Origin of the sequence: Stenotrophomonas sp. FR024 (assembly GCF_047500745.2) — a bacterium.
GTDB classification, from domain to species: domain Bacteria; phylum Pseudomonadota; class Gammaproteobacteria; order Xanthomonadales; family Xanthomonadaceae; genus Stenotrophomonas; species Stenotrophomonas maltophilia_A.
The window spans coordinates 167,309-182,696 of record NZ_JAXAXM020000004.1 but is presented as its reverse complement, the minus strand read 5'-3'; the positions used below and the strand labels follow the sequence as shown (position 1 = coordinate 182,696).

15 protein-coding genes and 1 pseudogene are annotated in these 15,388 nt (G+C 59.2%); 10 read left to right on the top strand and 6 right to left on the bottom strand.

The window, feature by feature from the left end; translation table 11 throughout:
- Positions 1 to 246 precede the first annotated feature (246 nt).
- Positions 247 to 1,632 (top strand): hypothetical protein, encoded by a 1,386-nt coding sequence (locus tag ACMZ91_RS06505; protein ID WP_414577713.1) that lies wholly within the window; start codon positions 247 to 249, stop codon positions 1,630 to 1,632.
- A 296-nt stretch (positions 1,633 to 1,928) separates the two neighbouring features.
- Here the strand turns inward: ACMZ91_RS06505 and ACMZ91_RS06500 are convergent, their stop codons facing one another.
- Together ACMZ91_RS06500 and ACMZ91_RS06495 are read right to left on the bottom strand one after the other, a co-directional pair.
- A complete protein-coding gene (locus ACMZ91_RS06500; RefSeq protein WP_414577711.1) occupies positions 1,929 to 2,285 on the bottom strand; it encodes a hypothetical protein in 357 nt (118 codons plus the stop codon).
- 553 nt (positions 2,286 to 2,838) lie between these two features.
- The gene (locus ACMZ91_RS06495; RefSeq protein ID WP_414577709.1) at positions 2,839 to 3,756 is read right to left on the bottom strand and encodes a LysR family transcriptional regulator; all 918 of its coding nucleotides are present in this window, start codon (positions 3,754 to 3,756) and stop codon (positions 2,839 to 2,841) included.
- Between the two features lie 96 nt (positions 3,757 to 3,852).
- On the opposite strand from ACMZ91_RS06495, the gene ACMZ91_RS06490 reads away from it, so the two are divergent.
- From ACMZ91_RS06490 to ACMZ91_RS06455, 8 genes and pseudogenes are all read left to right on the top strand, one after another.
- A complete protein-coding gene (locus ACMZ91_RS06490; protein WP_414577707.1) occupies positions 3,853 to 4,692 on the top strand; it encodes a type 1 glutamine amidotransferase domain-containing protein in 840 nt (279 codons plus the stop codon).
- A gap of 98 nt (positions 4,693 to 4,790) precedes the next feature.
- Entirely contained in the window at positions 4,791 to 5,522 is a 732-nt protein-coding gene (locus ACMZ91_RS06485) for a hypothetical protein (protein WP_414577705.1), read from the top strand.
- Between the two features lie 79 nt (positions 5,523 to 5,601).
- Positions 5,602 to 6,081, top strand: coding sequence for a hypothetical protein (locus ACMZ91_RS06480; protein ID WP_414577704.1), 480 nt, complete (start codon positions 5,602 to 5,604; stop codon positions 6,079 to 6,081).
- Between the two features lie 564 nt (positions 6,082 to 6,645).
- Entirely contained in the window at positions 6,646 to 7,932 is a 1,287-nt protein-coding gene (locus tag ACMZ91_RS06475; RefSeq protein WP_414577702.1) for an alpha/beta hydrolase, read from the top strand.
- 175 nt (positions 7,933 to 8,107) lie between these two features.
- Entirely contained in the window at positions 8,108 to 9,142 is a 1,035-nt protein-coding gene (locus ACMZ91_RS06470; RefSeq protein ID WP_032129299.1) for a radical SAM protein, read from the top strand.
- Positions 9,139 to 10,185, top strand: a complete 1,047-nt coding sequence (locus ACMZ91_RS06465) for a hypothetical protein (RefSeq protein WP_414577700.1) — start codon at positions 9,139 to 9,141, stop codon at positions 10,183 to 10,185. The genes ACMZ91_RS06470 and ACMZ91_RS06465 overlap by 4 nt, the downstream gene beginning before the upstream one ends.
- Positions 10,186 to 10,188: 3 nt before the next feature.
- Complete coding sequence (locus tag ACMZ91_RS06460; protein ID WP_414577698.1) at positions 10,189 to 10,734, top strand: hypothetical protein; 546 nt, start codon at positions 10,189 to 10,191, stop codon at positions 10,732 to 10,734.
- A gap of 501 nt (positions 10,735 to 11,235) precedes the next feature.
- Positions 11,236 to 12,019 (top strand): annotated as a pseudogene (locus ACMZ91_RS06455) (3-hydroxybutyrate dehydrogenase).
- 144 nt (positions 12,020 to 12,163) lie between these two features.
- Here ACMZ91_RS06455 and ACMZ91_RS06450 read toward each other — a convergent pair.
- The 4 genes from ACMZ91_RS06450 to ACMZ91_RS06435 form a co-directional block, all read right to left on the bottom strand.
- Positions 12,164 to 13,192, bottom strand: a complete 1,029-nt coding sequence (locus tag ACMZ91_RS06450) for a hypothetical protein (protein WP_414577696.1) — start codon at positions 13,190 to 13,192, stop codon at positions 12,164 to 12,166.
- 213 nt (positions 13,193 to 13,405) lie between these two features.
- Positions 13,406 to 13,864 carry an SRPBCC family protein gene (locus ACMZ91_RS06445; protein WP_414577694.1) on the bottom strand — a complete coding sequence of 153 codons (459 nt, stop codon included), beginning with the start codon at positions 13,862 to 13,864 and terminating at the stop codon, positions 13,406 to 13,408.
- 2 nt (positions 13,865 to 13,866) lie between these two features.
- Positions 13,867 to 14,181, bottom strand: a complete 315-nt coding sequence (locus ACMZ91_RS06440; protein ID WP_005416268.1) for an ArsR/SmtB family transcription factor — start codon at positions 14,179 to 14,181, stop codon at positions 13,867 to 13,869.
- An 11-nt stretch (positions 14,182 to 14,192) separates the two neighbouring features.
- Complete coding sequence (locus tag ACMZ91_RS06435; protein WP_414577693.1) at positions 14,193 to 14,648, bottom strand: SRPBCC family protein; 456 nt, start codon at positions 14,646 to 14,648, stop codon at positions 14,193 to 14,195.
- Positions 14,649 to 14,813: 165 nt separating this feature from the next.
- On the opposite strand from ACMZ91_RS06435, the gene ACMZ91_RS06430 reads away from it, so the two are divergent.
- Entirely contained in the window at positions 14,814 to 15,338 is a 525-nt protein-coding gene (locus ACMZ91_RS06430) for a GNAT family N-acetyltransferase (protein WP_414577691.1), read from the top strand.
- Positions 15,339 to 15,388 lie beyond the last annotated feature (50 nt).

Here is a 15,388-nt window from a genome sequence, read left to right as displayed (position 1 = left end):
GCCGCGCATTCTTGTGGTGGTTAGTCAGGCTATTGTGTAAATTCCGGCCGTCTGCGAGATTCTTTGTTGAGCCCGTTGCAGGGCATTATTATCAAAACTCAGGGATGAATTGATGCACCCACGATGGGATCTATTGCTCTCGCTAAATATGCTGTGCGAAGTAGCAGGAGCGACGGAGTGCGTTGATTGGCTCGTTTCATTAGGCAGTCGGATCGTTGAGTGCATTTCGATTTATGAGGAAATTTGATGAACAATGTCACAGATGAGCTATTCGAGGATCTGCCAGACCAGGATCTAGATGCTGGCTATCAATTGGATCCAGCTAAGCCATTGGTGTTGCTGTTGGGGTGGGTTGACCATGAGGGAATACTCAGTTCCCTTAAGGCTAGTGGGCGACAGTACAAGAAGAAGCTCTTGGATTCCTTGCCAAGGAACTGGGAGAGCACGGTCGATATATTTTCACAATACAAGGTAACCGCCGTAGTAGGGAAAATTCCGGCTCATGTTCTGAGTCTTGTGGTGGACGCTCGATACGCCGGAATTAGGGATCGTCTGTTTTCATCTATCGGGGCGGTTCCAAATCAAATATTCATGTTTGAGGCAATACTCGAGGGTGGTGATAGGAAGAGAGTCAACGAAAATTATGAATCATACCCTCCTGCGGAGAAAATTCAGGAGGCGATTGATTTTCTTAGGGGGCATGGCGTACAAATTCTTCCTTATACTTCACGGGCGGAAGTGACTGTATTGGCGGAGTCCTTTCTGGATGATATAGATAAGAATTTGATTCTCCGCATGTATGTGCCAAGAGGGCGGTTGTGGGCATCGGAGACGGATCGATTTCTTCAGCTATTCCAGGATTATGTAACGGGCGTAGAGCGACTTGAGGTGCGTCTAGATCAGAAGCGTACCGAGCATGGGGTCATATATGAATTCCATGGAAACGCCGCAAAAGGCCAGAAGGATCTTCAGGAGGAATTTAGAGAATTCTCCAAAATAATGGGGCTGTTTGAATTCGATGCTGATGCGGCTGAAAGTCTGCTGGCTGAGAGGGGGTCAAATGTTAAAGAGATCGCTCGCCTTGTCTCCAAGTATTCCAAGGAGGCGAAAAGGCTTCAGCTGGATTTGAAGCATGAGGCTGAATCAAAGTCTCTGTTTATTCGCCATCGGTTGGAGTCTGAGCTTATGGATCTTAATCCTACGACCCAGGAATGGTTGAATATTCAAGGGCTGGTTGACGGTGCGATTCCCCGTTTCGGTAGTTTTTCGGGGGGCGCGCTTGCGATTGGGAGGGCGTCGGATCCGTTAAAAATTGAATCTGTATGCGTTAATAACTTTCGCCCAGTGTTTATCGAAACATTGAATGGAATAATTGCCGAGGAAATTAATGGGGATCAACACTTTGAGCCGGAACATCATCAGTTGATGGAGTTGATCTCTCGTCATGGTGCGGATAAGGTCAAGGAGCTTGAGGCGGCCGTGTACGAGGTTGCTGACAAAGGCGTTGGTGGCGTAGGTAGATTGCGCGCGAAACAAAAAATACTTGCGTTTCTTGTTGAATTTGGAAAGAAAACTGGCGACGTGGCATTCGGTGTACTGCAAGCCTATGTTGAGAAAAAGCTTGGGCTTTAGGTGCGCCTCTTAGATTATCGGTGTAATATCGAGGATGAGAATGTAGAGGGAGTTGGCGTTCAGTGCGACGACTCCGTATTTATGAACTCTCGATGCTCGTGAGTTTTTCCGAATCGCCAGACTCCTTTTGGGAAGGGTCTGGTCATCTGCGAAGGTCCCAGATTGCGGCCATAACTTATGGTGTCGCCGGGGACGTTTCGTGGTTGAAAGGGCTTCTTGGTCGATTGGGAGGTTGTAAAAGTTTTCTGAATAGATATGTGGGACGTCGGGCGATGAGCAGCCTAGACGGTTTCGCGCTACGCCGGCCTCACCTCGTGGCAAGCCCACTCAACCAGCCCGCGGCAGGCCAGAAACAGCCCATCCACAATCCCTTCATCCAAATGCCGCTCTGGGTCCGCCGCCACCCGACAGCGGTCCGCCGCATGCAGCAGCTCGAGCACTGTCAGCGCCCCCACCATCGCGCGCTCACTCCGTGCCAGGCTCACTCGTCGGCCGGGTGACACATCGGTTTCTGGCCATGGGTGCCCATCAGCGCCCTCGCAGCCGCGCATGCGCTTGAGGATGCCAAGGAGGGAGTTCAGATCGGGCAATGGAGTGTCGTCGTTGATGGGTTCAACAACGGAGTACGAGGAGAAGGTGTCGGATTCGCTCATGGCGTCGGCTTCCGTGGCTGTGCTTAACAGCGCCACCGCGTAGCGGGGTGGCGGACGATGCGTGGCTGCAAACCGGGATGAAATAGCACCATAGACCGGTGGGCCCGAGGGCCCCCACGCACCGCCCGCCAGAAAGGCCGACGGATTGCCCGCCGGCACCGGTTAAGGACGGTGCCGACGGGCAAGCGCAAACTACAGGTGCATCTCTCATCACGGGTTTGCAGACCCGCTGCCACCCTTTTTCGGTGGCGCGCCATGGTGTTTACGCCGCCGCTTCGAATGCCAATAGAAATTCGCGAAGGAATCGCGGAATTCGAGAGCGAAGAACTATTGTTGCACGCACCCTTCGTGCAGCACGCGACGCCAGCAGACGCATTCGCGCCGCTACTCTGCTAATGGCGAATCAAAGTGGCGCAATCGCCCATGCCACAAGCGAATAGCGCGACAGCTTTCTTTGCAACAGTTCTTAGTCCGCTTCGGCAGGCAGCGGCGCGCGACCGATCGCACAGCCCGAAAATCGGTTCAAACCCGACACCGTAACAAGCTCACAGCTTCACCCAACGCCATCCTCACCCGCATTCCCCACCAGCAACTCAATCATCGCCCGCGCCGCCGCCGACTGCCGCCGATGCGGCGCGTAGATCACCGAGAACGGCCTTGACCGCCCACGCAACTGCGGCAGCACTTCCACCAGCTGCCCACGCTGCAACCGCTCGCGCACGATGAACGCATAGCTCTGGCAGATGCCGATGCCCTGTTCGGCCAACGACACCACGCCCAGCACATCGTCAGAGGTCTCGATGGACGAACGCGGCAGCCAGTCCACGTCGCGCCCGCCGTCGCGAAAGATCCACGGCGCCAGCCGCCCAGTACGCGGCATCACAAACGGCAGGCACAGGTGCAGCTGCAGGTCGTCCAGCGTCTGCGGTGTGCCGCAGCGCTGCAGGTACTCCGGCGACGCCACCAGCACTAGAGGCGCATCCTCCAGCTTCCGCCCTACCAGCCCGCTGTCCGGCAGCTGGCCCAGACGGATGGCCAGGTCGAAGCCTTCGGCCACCAGGTCCACGTTGCGGTTGGTGATGTTCAGTTCCACCTGCACCTGCGGGTACTGCTGCGCAAAGCGCGCCAGCACGGGCGGCAGCCGGTAGTGGCCATAGGTGGTGGGCACGCTCAGGCGCACGCGGCCGGCCAGCGCACCGTCCTGGGCCAGTACGTCGCGCTCGGCGTCGTCCAGCAGGCCGAAGGCGGTGCGCACCTGTTCCAGATAGAGCCGCCCGGCGTCGGTCAGGCCCACGCGGCGGGTGGTCCGCTGCAGCAGCTGCCGGCCCAGCCGCGCTTCCAGGCGGGTGATCGCGCGGCTCAGCACCGAGGGCGTGGTGGACAGTGCCACCGCGCCGGCCGTGAACGAGCCGTGCTCGACCACTGCCAGGAACACCTCCACATCGCCCAGGTAGTCGAACTTGCGGCTCATTTGGCTCTCCGGGGAACAGATGTTTTGCGATGAGGCTAATTTATCGCCGCTGGGGCGATGAATAAAGTGGCGGCCATTCCCCGATAGGAGCTCCGCATGAACCTGATGACCCGGCTGGCCGCAGCGCTGGCCCTGACCCTGGCCGCAGCCGGCGCGCAGGCCGCCAACGTGCTGGTGGTGCTGTCCGACGAAAACCACCTGGACCTGAAGGACGGCAAGGTGCTGTCCACCGGCTTCTATCTCAACGAGCTGATGCAGCCGGTCAAGCTGCTGCTGGACGCGGGCCACGAGGTGACCTTCGCCACGCCGCAGGGGCGGGCGCCGACGGTGGATGCGTCCTCGGTGACGCCGGCGTACTTCGGCAACGATGCCGCGCAGCAGACGTTGCACAAGGATCTGCTGGAGAAACTGGCGCTGACCTCGCCGACGGCCTCGCCGGTGGTCAGCCTAGCGCGCGTCGAGCAGCAGGGCTACGCGCATTTTGATGCGGTCTACATTCCCGGTGGCCACGCGCCGATGCAGGACCTGCTGAAGAGCCCGGCGTTGGGCCGGCTGCTGGCCGACTTCCACCAGCGCAACAAGACCACCGCGCTGGTCTGCCACGGGCCGATCGCGCTGCTGTCCACGCTGCCGGATGCTGCGGGTTTCGTGGCGAAGCTGGAAACGGGTGCGATGCCGGCCACACCGAAGTGGATCTACAACGGCTACCAGATGACGGTGATCAGCAACCAGGAAGAAGAGCAGGCCAAGCCGCTGCTGGGCGGTGGCGAGATGAAGTTCTACCCGCAGACTGCGTTGCAGCGGGCGGGTGCGAAGTTCAGCAGCAATGCCACGCCGTGGACCGGGCATGTGGTGGTGGACCGCGAGCTGATTACCGGGCAGAACCCGGCTTCAGCGTTGGAGGTGGGGCAGCGGTTGGTGGAGCGGTTGAGGTAGGGCGGGTTCTGCATCGCGTGCGGTGCCGTGGCACCATGGCGGACTGGCTTCGTCCTTCCGGGCGGGGCCGTTTTCCCAGGGAAGCCCTCGAACACGACATGCGAACGTCTTTTTTCATTCTCTCCGCCCTGTGCCTTGGCCTGTTGTCTGGCTGTGCCAGTGGCCCGGAGGAGCACGCCTCAAGCCGCGAGATCACGGGTGCGTTCGTGGCCGACGACGGCCAGTTGTATCTGCTGCCGCGCTTTGAAGAGCCGATGCGTTTCAATGCCGAGCCGTTCCGCGAGTACCGCGCGCTGATGGACAGCCCGCTGCGCGAGGCGGTGGCCTGCGCGCAGATGTACTTCCATGAGGATTGGCGCGACCCGGCCAACAAGGCCAAGGTGCACGGCAGCTATGCGCTGCTGCTGCGGCCGGAGCAGGTGACGCCGGAACAGGCCGCGCAGTTCAAGCTGGAGCGGATTGAAGTGCTACCGCGCGAGGCGAAGTATGTGGATGAGCGGGCGCGCTACTACCTGCCGCAGGACCGGAGCCGTTATGCGCTGGCGTTTGATCGGGCCTGCAATCTTTCAAAGAAGGGCGGCAGCTACTACAGCGCGCTGTTCGAGGGCGACGGCGAGCGGGTGAAGTTGCCGGACGCTGCAGCGTTGGCGGAGAAGGGGAAGCTGGCACAGCCGATCAGTGCGCGGGCGCAACGGATCCTGCCGGAGCGGGAGGACAAGCCGGGTGTGGGTTCGGCGGCGGACAAGGTACTGGGGGCCGCGTTGATTCCTGTGGCCGTTCCGGTGTTTGTGTTGAGCCTGCCGTTCCTGGGGCCGGATCATTGGAAGTGATGGGGCGTTGAGGGAGAGCCATCCACGCGTGGCGTGGATCTACTTGGGCATCGCCTGAAAGTTTATCCTGGAGATCTGTGTGCCCAGCACGCTGGAAACTGTTTTGAAGACCGTAGGCTTCATTGTCCTCGCGGCACTTCCGTTGGTGATCCTCTGGTTTACCCTTCGGCGAATGTCGGCAACTGCTCGCTCGTCCGTGATATCGGGGCTGCATTTGGATCCTCCTCGCCGGATCTCCGGAACATCCATGACCTTGGTGATGGTGGATGGCAAAGAGGATCGCGAGCACTATTTCTTTGATGCGGCGTCCTTTTACCTGCGGCGTGGGCCGGTGCCCACGGCGGTTCCGCTTTCGCAGATCACCTCAGTCACACGAACGTCCGACAAGATCTACGGGCGCTATGTCTGGCAGGTGTGCTTCAGCAAGGCATCGGGCAGAAAGTGCGTGACGTTTACCAACAACCTGACGCTGTTCAACCGCGACTTCCTGCTGTTCCTGGAGGCGGTGCGGAAGGTCAATCCGCTCGCGACCGTTGAGCGGGCAAGCGTCATCTTCTAGAGCGTGTTTGAAGTTCGGTATGAACAGTGTCACTGCAATGGCATCACAGCGCGCAGCCCCTGTTCGACCGATGTGATCGATGAGAAATGGGCGTTTGTTGCGCAATCGACGTGCGGGGGTGGCCCGCGCGCAGGCTATGACGACAATAAACGCAAGAATGGAAGCAAGTTTCACATTGCCGTGGACACGCTCGGCCATATATTGCCCGTGCTGGCGAATGAGCAGGAGCGCGCGCAGGTTGGCACTCTGGCTCGGAAGGTCCAGCATGTGACCGATCAGGCTGTGAAGCCGGCCTGTGTCAGCGAGGGGTATATCTGCTTCAAAGTTCGTAGCGCACTCTAGACGAATATCCCCGCTTGCTTGCGACCCATCTCCAACCAAGAATCGCAGCCACCTCTAGCACACGTTGACCTCCGTACCCGCATGCATCCATGATGGCGTCATTCAGGATGAACTGCGTATGCGCTGCCTCGACTCAACGAATCCGCCAGAACTGGGTTGGTGAGCGCTATCACGTCGACGCTGACTACCTCTGTTGGGCAGCGGCAAGATGGAGCTATAACATTGAAGAAGCGCATTGGGATGTTGATCTTGTCGCTAACGATGCTTGTTCATTCAGCGGTCGCAGCAGAGCCTGAGCAAGTCGTAGCCCGCTTGCTCGATCACCTGGAGGCTGGGCGCATCGCTGAAGCCGAAGCAATGTTCACTCCACAAATGGCCGAAGCGGTACCGGCGGAATCTCTCAGCACCCTGTGGAACTCATTGGGGACTTTGAAGAGTCGTGGCCTGGCAGCGATCAGCACTCATGAAGGCATGCAGCTGGTGTTGGTGCCATTGCAGTTCAGCAACGGTCGATTTGTTGCACAGGTGGTGGTCGACAAACAGGAGAAAGTCGCCGGGTTAATGTTGCGGCCCGCCGCGCCCGAACAAGCGGCGCCGGCCCCGGCCAATGCCAGCTACCATGAGATCGATTTCGTCGTTCCACAGGCACGCGGTGCGCTTCCAGGCACGCTATCGCTTCCCAAAGGAGAAGGCCCATTTCCCGCCGTTGTGCTGGTGCATGGCTCAGGACCGCAGGATCGTGACGAAACCGTTGGACCCAATCGGCCCTTCCTGGACGTCGCGCGCGGTCTCGCCGCGCAGGGTATCGCAGTACTTCGATACGACAAGCGAAGCCGTGCGCGCCCCCAGGATCTTAATGGCGACTTCAGCATTGATGATGAAACAACCGACGATGCGGTTGCCGCGCTCACGGCGTTGGGCGCTGATCGAAGCATAGATGGCAAGCGTCTGTTCGTGCTGGGCCATAGCCAAGGCGCGATGCTGGCGCCGCGCATCGCCCAGCGATCACCTGAAGTGAGAGGGGTAGTCCTATGGGCCGCACCCGCGCGAAGCCTGTTGCAGATTATTCCAGAGCAGACCCGCCGCCTCCTTTCGGTAGACGGGCAGCTTGGGCCAAAAGCGGAAGAGCAGCTGGCCATGCTGGATACACAAATCGCGGCTGCTTTGGGTGATCAGGAAGTTGAGGCCAGCAAGCTCCCGCTGGGTGCACCCCAATCCTTCTGGAAGAGCATCGAAGCAGTTGACGCGCGCGGCGACGCCAGGTCACTCCGGAAACCATTGCTGCTATTGCATGGTGGCCGCGATTTTCAGGTAACAGCGATTGACTGGCGCATGTGGAACGAATCGCTGGAGGGGCAGCAGGAAGTGCAACTGAGAGAGTATTCCGCACTCAACCACCTCGGCATTGCAGGTGATGGCCCGGCTTCCCCCCAGGAATACATGCAGCCCGGAAACGTGGACCCGGTAATGATCAGCGATCTCGCACGTTGGCTTAAGGCCCAGAAGTAATGAGGCTGTCGGGCCATGAAGCGCCCGTAGGCGTTCTCCCGTCAAATATGCAATCGAAGATCTGCGGGGTTTCAATCTTCCGAAATATTCCTTATGGTGGATCTGCTGTTTGGACCCGCCGTAGTGTCCACAGGCGGCCCGGATTGGCCCTTGCCAGTAACATGGAGAAGCAAAAATGGATTTATGCGCTACCCAGGTGCTATCGCCCAGGACGCTGACGTTTATCACAACCTATCGCTGCACTGCGGCATGCGTTCAGTGCTGTTTCGAGTCGAGCCCGACGGTCAAAGGAAGGCTCAGTCGCGATGAGATGATCACAGCGCTTCATGATGCCAAAGGCTCCTTCCCCTCGCTGTCTGTCATCGTCTTCACCGGCGGCGAGGCGACACTTCTCAAAGACGATTTGATCAGTGTGATAGCCGAAGCGACATCGCTAGGGCTCGGCACGCGGATGGTATCGAATGGCTCCTGGGCGAAGACCCGATCCACCGCGAAGCGTTGGGCTGAAAAGCTTTCAACCGCGGGATTGAAAGAGCTCAATATCAGCTCCGGCAAAGATCATCAGGAGTGGGTACCTCATTCTTCCGTGGTCAATGCTGCCGAGGCCGGCCTCACTGCGGGGCTGCACGTTCTCGTGACGGTGGAGGCAGACACGGAAGACGGTCGAACAATGGCGACCTTCGCCGAGGATTCGACAATACGGATGCTTCTGAAGAAGGGCTTGCAACTGCAGTCAAACAGCTGGATGGAGTTCAAAAGCGATCAGGTCAAGCGCGAGAATACGGTTCCACAGCACCTGCGAATAGCCCCGTGCCACCAGATTCATGACAACATCGTTGTCACGCCCTACAAGGAAGTCGCTGCCTGTTGCGGACTGACACTTGAGCACATCCCAGAGATGAAAGTTGGGCGTCTCGAGGATGGCGTCAGCAACGCCTATCTCTCTCAAACGGACGATTTCCTCAAGTTCTGGATCAGAGTGGACGGCCCTGCGGAGATCATCAGGCGCGTGATGGGCGAAGAGAAAGCCGATGAACTACTGAATGGATCGGTGCACATGTGCCACGACTGCGCGGTGCTTCACAAGAACAGTGAAGTGCGCGCAAGACTTGAATCGGATTACCAGAAGTTCATTCCAGAGGTAATGAGTCGCCACGCACTCGGTAAGGCAGTAGATACCCTTTCCCGGCAACAAGGAGCGTTCAAATGAAGCGGCGGAAGTTCATCCAGTCCACACTCGCGGCCAGTGCTGCTGCATCAATTTCCGGGGCGGCGGCTGCCGCGGGCGACAAGAGGGTGTTCGGCACACCTGCGAGCCTTACCGGCGGTACGGATGTCAACGCAACACGAATGCTTCTTCCACTCTCGCGTAGCGGCATGCCTGCAGCCGGCTGGGATCACTGGTCAAAGTTGAGTGCCGCTGCTGTCGATATGTTTTCTGACGAGAAGAAGCGTTCGCTCTTCAACACCAATCCTGGTCGATATCTTTCCACGCTTGGGTTCGACACCAGCAAAGAGACACTGAACGCACCATCTCTGGCTCTGCTGGTTGCTCTGTCGGATAGGGATGTACAAGACGCGGCCAAACGTCGTGACTATACGCGAATGTTGAACTATCTCCAGGCATCTGGTGCGTTGGCGCGTCCAAAGGAAGACGTGCTCACCATGAAGATGCAGCACGCACTCCAGAGCAATATAGACATGATCCGCGGCGTGATGGAGCTTTCTGGGGACGAGTCTCCCGATGCCGAATCGGTACTCGCTTTCATCAAAGCTACTGACAAGCCTCCTACAACGGCAGACCTCGCGGCCCTCGCCAGTGTGGCGGAGCTTCTGCGGACAGCCCCTGGTCAAGCGGTTGTTGGCGCGGCTGTGATTGTGGTTGCGGCTGTTGACGCCATTGTTGGTGTGACCGTAGCCGTGGCTGCATTCACCATGGTTGCCGTTGTGAACAAGGTAGTGGTTGCCGGAAACGAGACCCAGATACCGTCATACAATCATGTGTTCAACGGCCAGCTGAGTCGGCTGGACGGTGACATCTGCGACAGTTGCGACGTTGCACATCGTGCAGCTTCCATCCTGGGAGCCCCCGGCCTTTACGACGAACACGCAAAACTCGTAATAAAGAACGAGGTTCGCTCGTTCCTGCGCGCGATGCGAAACGTCGGCCTTGTCACCTATGAAGAAGATGCATTTGAGACGATTGTCGAAGCGACTTACGTTTACGGCATGCGGTCAATCTCTGCGGAGTAGTTCATGATGATGTGCCGATCCACGCTGGACGTCTCCCTGATTCATGCCTATGCGCTTCCTCTCGGCATATGCGTGGCAGCAGCCGTGGTTCTGATCGCAGTATGGCTGGCACCCCGCTCTGGCGGGGTGCCAGCCAGGAATATTGCGCTCGGCTCGGCGCTGGCCGTTGTTGTCGTAGTTGCCTTTGGCCTCGTATATCAAGCGCGGACAGCGTACATCGCCGTTACAGATGGCCAGCTGATTGGGTCAGCAGCGTTTGTCCGACTGCAGCTCCCGCTTTCCAGTGTCTCGTGGCAGGACGCTTCCGATGCTTCAAGGATCACGCTGCCTCACCGGCAACTTGGAACGAGCACCGGTGGCGTTGAGCTTGGCAAGTTCCGCATGCACAGCGGTCGCAACGTCTTCGTGCTGCGCACGGACCGTAGCTCTGTTCTCGTCAAAGCCAGAGGGGATACTGACTTGATTCTGGACCGACGTCTTCACGAACAGCTCAAAGCATGCATGGATCAGGTACGTGAGACCGGCGGCCATCGAGGAAGATTGCAATGATCAGCAGGAAGTACTGGTTTACCAGGAAAAAGTACGGATGGGGTTGGGGGATGCCGTGCGCGTGGCAGGGCTGGCTTGTGTACGCAGTCGCATTCGGCCTGCTGCTGGCAGGTCCGTTTCTGTTCTCTCCATTTCGCGAGCCCATCGCGTTTCAGCTCTACACATGGGCCGTAGTGTTGGTCCTTGTCCTTATCTGCTGGATGAAAGGCGCTCCGCCCGGTTGGAGGTGGGGGGAGTAGAACGGCCGCAGAAGCTATTTTCGGACGTGTTCGATCCGCTGGGCAAAGCATGGATGCATTGCCCTTGTGGGAGTCGGACAGTATCGCCAGCAGGCCACGGCTGCGCCCCCTCTGAGGTGTACCGTCCGTTTTGAATGAACGCTGGACACTTCCCTCGGCGGATGCCCAACGCGTTCTAACCGTTGATTGACCAAGGTAGCGTCGCTTAAAGGGGGCACCGGTGAAGCTACACTGACCACCTACGCCCGATGGAAGCTCGCCCATGTTCTCTGGAAAGGTTGCGGTGGTCACCGGCTCCACCAGCGGTATCGGTCTTGGCATTGCCACCGCGCTGGCGCGGCAAGGTGCCGACATCGTGCTGAATGGCTTCGGCGACGCGGCGGAAATCAAAAAAATTCGTTCCCGGTTGGAAACCGAGTTCAGCGTACGGGTGACGCATGATGGCGCCGATCTGTCGCGGGGTGCAGCGGTGCGCGGGATGATCGACCACGTTGTGGCGACGACGGGGGCGCATCGATATCCTGGTGAACAACGCGGGCATCCAGCACACCGCGTCGATCGAGGAATTCCCGGTCGAGAAGTGGGATGCGATCCTGGCGCTGAACCTGTCGGCGGTGTTCCATGCAACGGCGGCGGCCTTGCCCCATATGAAGCAGCAGGGCGCTGGTCGCATCATCAACATCGCGTCGGTACACGGCCTGGTGGGCTCGGTGAACAAGTCGGCCTATGTGGCGGCCAAGCATGGCGTGGTGGGCTTCACCAAGGTGACCGCGCTGGAGAATGCGGGCACCGGCGTCACCGCCAATGCCATCTGCCCGGGCTGGGTGCGAACGGCGCTGGTCGAGCAGCAGATCACCGCATTGGCGGAGAAGGAAGGCACGGATCAGGAATCCGCTGCCCGTGCATTGCTGGCCGAAAAGCAGCCTTCGTTGCAGTTCGTGACGCCCGAGCAGCTGGGCGAGATGGTCGTGTTCCTGGCCTCGAACACCGCAGCGCAGATCACCGGCACGGCACTGCCGGTGGATGGGGGTTGGACGGCGCGCTAGTGTGCCGGTTGCCTGCGCCGTTCCCGTTGAAGTATTGCCGCCCACCGAACTAGGTTCAGGGGAATCGACAGCATATCGCCCGCGTTTGTCCAGGGCACCGGTGGCGGGCCCTTGTGCGGGAAATAGTTCAGTGCGACAAAGCTGTTAGAGCTTGGCGCACTTGTCGAGATAGCTATCTGAGAAGGCGCGCAGGCGTGCCCGCCGTACTGACATCTCTTCCTCAGAACCAGGCGCCGCTCGGCGAGGCATGTACGCTGAAATAGCGTTGCCGAGGTAGGCGTGAAGGTGGCCATTGGGATTGGGTTGCCATGCGCCGTTGGCCCGCCCATCGCTCATCGTCAATATGACTCCGCACCGGATCTGAGTCAGTAGTTCCTGGAGAAGATAGTCGCGTGTAGCGATGTAGGGTACGACAAGGCTGTTGCGCAGGCCTGCGGAGAAGAGGGCAACCGCAGGCAGCATGGTATCGAGTGCTAGATTCAGTGCGGCCTTCTTCTGCAGTTCCACACTGGCCCACAGTTTGGTGTCCTTGGTGACTTTGCTGACGACCTTCTGAGGAAAGAGCTGTGGCTGCTCTTTGACCAGAAAAAGTAGTGCGGCAAGATAGAAAGGGATCTGAAGATAAGGAAGGTCATTGGCCTGAATGAGACCTGCCAGTTGTTGCAGCTTGAGTTCTGCGCTTCCGCCTTGATGGAAGAGATGGATTGTCGCAGGGATGTAGCCGGAGAGAAGGTCGATGTTTCTCGCCATTTCTGGCTTTCCATGCAATAAAATTCTCTCGAAATCCGCAGCGTTGGCCTTTGCGGTCCAAGAGCCGAACGTTCTGCCAAGCAGCTCAGCCAGGTCGTGAACGGATTGGCTGGCACCAGCAAAGTTCTGATGTTTCTCGATCAATGCCATGACCGGATTGAGTTCAAGCGGCGTGGAGCGGAAAAGATTGCTGAGGTACTGGAGATCGGACGGGCGTCGATTCTCCAGCATGTCGGTCAGGACATTGTTGTCGAGAAGTACAGAATGGATAATCCTCAAATCCTGAGGTGCGGCGCCGAGCTGGTGCACCAACGGCGCAATGTAGAGAGCATTGGCGTCCTGCGGCCTTGCATCCAACGCATTGCTGTCCTTGACCCACGTTTCCTGAACAAGTGGTTCTACCAACTGTGCATCTTGCGTCATTGCTTCTTTCTCGTTGAGTAGGTGCAGGGGCAGGTACAGGTCTCGAAGCGATCGCGGATGTTGGGACCGCAACGAAATGGTGCAGCCCTGGTGCGTCAAAGTGCGTGCTTCACGCAAGAGCGATTACCGATCGTCGCGGTCTTTGTTCAGGCAGGTCCGCTACCCTTATGGGCCGGTCTCGCTGGAGATGCGGCGGCCGTACATGGACCGACACTACTTTGGCTTCGCAAGCACATCCAGCCCCTTGCCCGTTTCCAGCAACGACTTCAGGCTCGACAGCACGATCGGCCAGCCTTGGCGGATGCCGGTATCCATGCCACTGCCGGGTTCAAGCTCGTCGTGGGTAACCGTCAGCCGCACCATGTCCTGGTAGGGCACGACCTCGAAGGTCACCCGGCTGTAGGCAGCGGGGTTGTCGGCCTGCGAGGCGGCGGCCCAGGTGATGACCAGCCGCGAGGGCGGGGTGCTTTCCACCACTTCGCCGACCAACTCGACCGAGCGCGTTTCGTTGGCGCGCACATGCTGCCAGCGCGAGCCGGGTTTCCAGTCCGAGACGTTCTCGTGGCCCCAGTAGCGGCTGGCGATCTCGGGGCGGGTGATGGCCTCGAACACCTTCTGCGGCGTGGAGGCGATGTAGATCACGTGGATGAAGCGGGTGGACTCTGCGGACATCGTCATTCTCCTTCCAGTTCTCGTTTCAGGTCATGCAGCAGGCTCAGGCGCTGCTGCTCGAACTTGCGTACCCAGCGCTCGTAGACTTCGTGCAGTGGCACCGGGTTGATGAAGTGCAGCTTCTCGCGGCCACGGCGCACGGTGCTGATCAGGTTGGCGTCTTCCAGCAGGCCCAGGTGCTGGGTGACCGATTGCCGGGCCATGTCCAGGTGCTCGCACAGCTGGCCGAGCGTCTGCCCGTTGTCTTCGCAGAGCAGATCCAGCAGCGTTCTGCGCGTGGGATCGGCCAATGCCTTGAACACCTTGTCTGCATTCATGCGGGGCGTCTTCAATTCCAGTTGTCGATCCTGATGTCGTGTGGGTTGGGCTGGCCCTTGCCGGATTCCACCAGCGCTTTGAGGCTGAGCAGGAAAACCGCCCACTTGGTACTGCAGTGCGAGGTGAACTCGACGCGTTCCTTCCAGCCTCCATGGGTGAACAGGACGATGCAGTAGTCACCTTCCTGTTTCAGCACGAAGCGCGCGTGGGTGCCGATCCATTCAGCAGGGCTGGCGACGAACTGCCAGAGCACGAGCTCGCCTGGAACAAGCTGCTCAAGTTTCATTTCCATGGCGCCGATTTCCTGGCCGTTGTTCGTGAAGCGAACCTTGACCGTCCCGCCGGCCACGCGGTCGCCATGAATGTCTTCAGCCCACCAGGCGGCGACGCCTTCGGGGGTGGCCAGCGCCTGGTACACCTGGCTTGCGGGGGCCTTGATGCCGACCCTGTGTGCGATATCGACCATTACAGGTTCCTCGCTTGGGCGGACAGGCGCCGTCCTTGGGTGGACTATAGGCAGGTAAATACCTGCATGTCAAATCCGGTGGACGGGGGGCTGGATCAATACACTGGGCACCTGCCAGGCATGGCCTGGCACTACTGGATCTACGGGACGTCAAGGAGTGCAGGCATGACTGAAGCTGGAAAGGAAATCTTGAACATCCGCCGCGCCAACGTAGACGATGCCCCTGCGGTGCTGATGCTCTTCGATGAAGTCATCGAATGGTTCGTGTCGATCGGCAACCTGCAGCAATGGGGCAGTGAGCCATGGTCCACGATGCCGCGCCGGATCACCCAGGTGACCGATGCGTGCGCGCTGCCGGGTGCATGGGTGGCGCAGAACGAGCAGGGTGACGTGCGCGCGTTCCTGGCGCTGGGCGAGTCGATGCCCTACGTGCCTGCGCCCACTGGCCCGGAACTGTATGTGCGGGTACTGGTGGCATCGCGTGACGCCCGCGTGCGTGGTATCGGCCGGCGCCTGATGGCCTTTGCCGATGAGCAGGCGCGCGCTGCCGGGCTCGACCATCTGCGTGTGGACTGCTACGGCGGTGGCAGTGGTGATCTGGTGCGCTTCTATGAGACCTGCGGCTACACGCGCATCGCGTCGTTCAATGTGGATGGCTGGCCGGGCATGCTGCTGGGGCGACAGCTCTGACGTGGCTGCGTCATTCGGTCACAGCGTGCGTGCAGGAAACGGTACATCGG